The following is a 5778-nucleotide window of genomic DNA, read 5'->3' on the forward strand; positions in this document are numbered from 1 at the left end:
AGGATGTAGAAACACCCTTCCACTACTTGATATAGTTCGAGAAAAAATAATTAACCAGAGATATCGCAAAATAACTTGTTGCTAATTCCTTTAACTTCCAGTGATATAAATTGAGTCTTCTCAACAGCAAATGCCATAGAAAGTACTATTTGATAATACCGTCATTACCTTCCTGATGTCAACTTTCCTCAAACTTCCTTACAATTAGTGTAGATCTGACAATTATTATCGAAGGTAATTAGTTTAATTTTAAAAAGCAACCGATTACAATATTTTTTTTACTTTTACCAAGGATTCGGATTTTAACCGATCATGACAGAAAAATTCAATTGTGCTGACAGCCGACTTGTTAATTTACGTGAGAAAGGACTCTTTATTGTAGTACCTTTTGCTCATTACAATCAACCGGAAGTACGAATTGCTCCAACGACTATTGATACAGAATTTTAATGAATAAAAATTAAAAAGCGGTTAAGTTTAAATTCATCACGCTGTTAAATTGCTTACTGCTGGCGGAATACGACGATTTTTAGAGAGAATGCTTGTTATATGAAAAAAAAACTTTTAGAACTGTTTACATTTTCAATGTTAATATTAAACCATTCTACAGCTCAAAGTTTTATTTCAGAAAAATCTTCAAGCAGTACTATTCCTTTAGCGACTCCCGCAAACATTGCTTCAATTTGCGTCGATAAAAACGACGACTGGCTGGTTCATAAAACCGCCTCACTTTTACAGAATGATATTGAAATGATAACGGGCCGCAAACCCGAAATTATTTCTTCGCTTCCCTCCTCTTCAACGGGTATTATCATTATCGGAACGACCGATGGTTCGAATGTAGTTAACCAATTGATAAAAGAAAGAAAATTAAATGTTGACAATTTAAAAAACAAATGGGAGGCATTTAAACTTCAAACCATCGTTAGGCCATTCAAAGGCATCGACAATGCACTGGTAATTGTTGGCAGTGATAAGCGTGGTGCGGCTTATGGCGTTTTTGAATTATCGCAGCAAATGGGTATATCGCCCTGGTATTGGTGGGCCGATGTTCCTGCGAAAAAGAAAATAGAAGTGTATTTTAAAAAAGGAAGTTATGATTATGGTTCACCTTCCGTAAAATATCGCGGCATATTTATCAATGATGAAGCTCCGGCTTTTTCAAGGTGGACAAAGGAAAAGTTTGGCGATGTAAATCACCTGGTATATGAAAAGATGTTTGAGCTGTTGCTGCGCTTAAAGGCCAATTATCTATGGCCGGCCATGTGGGGCAATGCATTTAACGATGATGATACATTAAACCCGGTTCTTGCCAACAAATGGGGTATTGTAATGGGCACTTCCCACCATGAACCAATGATGCGTGCACAGCAGGAATGGAAACGTTATGGAAAAGGAGCCTGGGATTATTCCACCAACGATTCTGTTTTAAGAGCCTTCTGGAGTAAAGGCATTGAGAACATGGACCATCATGAAAGCATTGTTACCATTGGCATGCGTGGCGATGGCGACAAACCAATGACACAAGGTACCGCCATAGGTTTACTGGAAAAAATTGTTGCTGATCAACGGAAAATTATTACGGAAGTTACAGGCAAACCGGCCAGCGAGACGCCACAGGACTGGGCTCTGTATAAAGAAGTACAGGATTATTATGATAAAGGTATGCGTGTACCCGACGACGTTACCTTATTGTTATGCGACGATAACTGGGGCAATATACGCAGGCTGCCAAAGCTTTCCGATAAGCCAAGAAGTGGCGGCTATGGCATTTATTATCATTTCGATTATGTAGGTGGGCCAAGAAATTATAAATGGATCAATACGAACAACATTGCTCGGGTATGGGAGCAAATGCATCTGGCGTATGAATATGGTGTAAAAAATATCTGGGTTGTAAATGTGGGCGACCTGAAACCAATGGAATTTCCTATCTCATTTTTTTTAGATTATGCGTGGAATGCAAAAAAGTGGAATGAAGACAATCTCGATGATTATTATATACAATGGGCCACAAAACAATTTGGTGGCACTTATGCTAAACAGATCGCTGTTCTACTTGAAAAGTACGGGCAGTATTCATCGAGAAGAAAACCAGAATTGCTTGATGCCAAAACCTACAGCATAGAAGATTACAATGAAGCGCAAAGAGTAACGGATGATTGGAATAGGTTATTGACATCTGCAGAAAAAATAAACAATGAATTACCTGCTGAATATAAGGACGCATTCTTCGAACTGGTATTGCATCCTGTGAAGGCATTTGCAAATCTACAGGATCTGTACACTGCAGTTGGCTGGAATAATTTATATGCAAAGGAGAACAATCCCCTGGCTAATAAATATGCTGATTCCGCCAGACAATTTTACATAAATGATTCATTGATCTCAGCTGAATACAATCATTTAAACAACGGCAAGTGGAATCACATGATGGACCAAACGCATATTGGTTACACGTACTGGCAGGAACCTCGTGTTCAGAAAATGCCCGAAGTAAAATATGTTTCTACGGATGCAACAGCGCAATCATTCGCAAAAAAAGATTCCGCTGCAAAAAGTGCAAAATCTTCAATACCACATAACAGCAAAGGCAATTTATTTTATGAACTGAATGGCCATGTTTCAATTGAAGCGGCACACTTCACTTCAAAAAAAGATGCCGGCAATATTAAATGGAAAGCTATTCCCAATATTGGTCGCGACGGCGATGGCATCACAACGTTCCCAGTAACATCACAGACGCAAACCGTTAGTTCTGCCACACCATTTCTTCAATATGCGTTTTATGCTGACGACAGGGGCACTTTTAAACTAAATGCCTACTTCTCGCCTACGCTCAATTTTCACAATGATCCTAACGGTCTACAATATGCGATTTCAATAGATAATGAAAAACCGCAGATCATTTCCATCAATAAAGATGATAATAACGGGCGGCTTTGGAACCAATGGGTGGCAAATGATATCATCGTCAAAACGACGGATCATTCAATAGGTAAAAAAGGAAAACACGTTGTTAAATATTGGATGATAAGCCCGGCAGTTATTCTGCAAAAAATAATTCTCGATTTCGGCGGACTCAAACAAAGTTATCTTGGTCCGCAGGAAACCATACTCAAACAAAAAAATTAATCCATGATAAAAAAAATGCCACTCAACTTTTATGCAGCAACCCTATTGTTGTTTGCCATGTTTGTAAATGCACAAACAATTGTTGCACAGAACACATCAGTGCCTTCTTTAAAAGAAATATTCAGGAATGATTTTCTTATTGGCACTGCCATTAATACTCGTGAAATTGAAGAAAAAGATACCGCAGCAGACAGATTAATTAAACAGCAATTCAATGCCGTTACGCCGGAAAATATCATGAAAGCGGAGATTATACAACCCGGCTGGGATACATATAATTTTGATTTGGCTGATAAGCTGGTTGCATTTGCGAAAAGAAATAGTATAAAAGTAAATGCACACAATCTTATCTGGCATAGCCAATTGCCTTCTTTTATGCATCACATGCAGGATGCTGATTCCGTGCGCAAATATTTTGTAAATCACATTAATACCGTTGCGGGTCGTTATGACGGCAAAGTATATTCATGGGACGTAGTGAATGAAGCATTGAATGAAGATGGCAGCTTACGTAATTCTATCTTTTTACAAAAACTGGGCAATGATTATGTCGTCGAAGCTTTTCGTCTTGCCCAAAAAGCATCTCCGCATTCAAAATTATATTACAACGATTACAATATTGAACAGCCGCAAAAAAGAGCAGGCGCTATAGCATTGATTAAAAAAATACAGGCTGCCGGTGTGCGCATTGATGGTGTGGGAATTCAGGGCCATTGGCGGGCAGATAAGGTGCCCATGAAAGACATCGAAGAAAGCATCAAAGAATTTTCTGCCCTTGGCATTGAAGTCATGTTCACTGAACTCGACTTAAGTGTTTTGCCCAATCCATGGGATAATGCAACAGCTGATGTTAATCGAACTGCTGCTGGCAATGCAAAGACGAACCCATATGCAAACGGATTACCTGATTCTGTAGCACAAATGCAGGCCAAAGCCTATGCCGATTTGTTTCAACTTTTTTTAAAATACAAAAAGAGTGTAGGCCGGGTTACTTTGTGGGGCGTTGATGATGGACAATCGTGGTTGAATGGCTGGCCGATTCGCGGCCGTACCAACTACCCTTTATTATTCGATAGAAGTTTTCAACCTAAACCGGCATTTTATAGCGTTATTGCAACGGCAAAATCTGCAGGCAAATAAAATCAATACAAAAACTAAAATTTAAACAACTTATATGAGTACAGACGAAATATCATTACCCGGAGAAAAAGCAGGAGCCGCCCTTGCGAGTAAATTCGCCGCCGCTCCGCAAAAATTATCTGTGCTTGAAAAAGTTGGTTACAGTCTAGGTGACTTTGCTGCAAACCTTGTATTTCAAACGTTAGTAACTTACCTTGCTTATTTCTATACTGATATTTATGGACTTAAGCCGGAGCATGCTTCCATATTGATTCTTACTGTGGGGCTTGTGGCTGGTTTCGGTTTTAACCCCCTCATAGGCGCATTAGCCGACAGAACAAATTCCCGGTGGGGAAAGTTCCGGCCATGGATTTTATTCACTGCCATTCCGCTCGGTATTATTGCGTTGCTTGCATTTAGTACGCCGCATTTTTCTTACCAGGGAAAGGTTATATATGCAGTTATAACATACTCTTTATTGTTGTTCTTCTACGCTGCAAACAATCTTCCTTATTCCGCCCTTAGCGGCGTTATTACCGGCGACATGGGCGAACGCAACAGCTTGTCTTCTTATCGTTTCGTTGCCGTGATGTTTGCACAATTTTTTGTACAGGTTTTCATGTTGGCGATCATAGAATCTGCCGGGCATGGTGATAAATCGCAGGGAATAGAAAAGGTGATGACGTGGCTGGCAATTATAGGAACTGTTATGTTGCTTATTACCTTTATTACAACAAGAGAACGCATTGTTCCAAAGCCAGAAGAAAAATCAACAGTGAAAGAAGATCTGACTGATTTGTTTAAGAACAAACCGTGGATCATCATGTTGGTCCTTACAACGCTGGTCTTCATAACACTTTCCATGAAAGGCGGGTCTTACGTTTATTACTTCAACAACTATGTTAACCGTGCCAGCCTTACTGAATTTGTAAGTCCCATTGTTCATTTTCTATCCAACATCGGTCTCAATGTTTTTGGTGATGATCCGGTATCCGCGGGTTTTGGTTTGTTTAATGCGGGCGGTATCATCTTTATGATTGTTGGGATTACATTATCAAAAAAATTCGCAGATAAATATGGTAAAAGAGATGTGTTTGGCGTATGTTTATTTATATCAACACTGTTCATCCTGGCATTCATTTTATTTCCTTCAACATCAGTTGGGTTGATGTTTGGATCGCAAATTTTACATGGCTTTTTTTATGGATTAACCATTCCTTTGTTATGGGCCATGATCGCCGACGTTGCCGATTACAGTGAATGGAAAAACAATCGCCGTGCAACCGCCATCATTTTTTCTGCTATGATGGTTGGATTAAAAGTAGGACTCAGCCTTGGCGGCGCCATACTCACGTGGATTCTGGGTTTATACCACTACGTACCTAACAGCACCTTGCAGCCGCCGGAAGCAATACAAGGAACAAAAATGTTGGTAAGTGTGTATCCTGCCATTCCTTTTTTAATCGGCGCCGGTTTATTATTTCTCTATTCCATCAACAAAAAAATGGAAGTACAAATTGAAAG

Annotated in this window: 3 protein-coding genes; all 3 read left to right on the forward strand. The window is 39.5% G+C overall.

Annotated features, from left to right (window positions below):
* Positions 1-549 precede the first annotated feature (549 nt).
* Positions 550-3135 carry a glycosyl hydrolase 115 family protein gene (locus ACO1O5_RS07750; protein ID WP_486269269.1) on the forward strand — a complete coding sequence of 862 codons (2586 nt, stop codon included), beginning with the start codon at positions 550-552 and terminating at the stop codon, positions 3133-3135.
* Between the two features lie 3 nt (positions 3136-3138).
* On the forward strand, positions 3139-4275 hold the full coding sequence (locus tag ACO1O5_RS07755) for an endo-1,4-beta-xylanase (RefSeq protein ID WP_486269270.1): 1137 nt from the start codon (positions 3139-3141) through the stop codon (positions 4273-4275).
* Positions 4276-4309: 34 nt separating this feature from the next.
* Positions 4310-5778, forward strand: a 1469-nt coding sequence (locus ACO1O5_RS07760) for an MFS transporter (RefSeq protein ID WP_486269271.1), incomplete at its 3' end; no start/stop codon positions are given.

This window comes from Ginsengibacter sp. (genome assembly GCF_057362405.1).

Bases quoted from the DNA above. Each gene is read 5' to 3' on its own strand.
- ACO1O5_RS07750 (WP_486269269.1), top strand. From the start codon at position 550: ATGAAAAAAAAACTTTTAGAACTGTTTACATTTTCAATGTTAATATTA.
- ACO1O5_RS07755 (WP_486269270.1), top strand. From the start codon at position 3,139: ATGATAAAAAAAATGCCACTCAACTTTTATGCAGCAACCCTATTGTTG.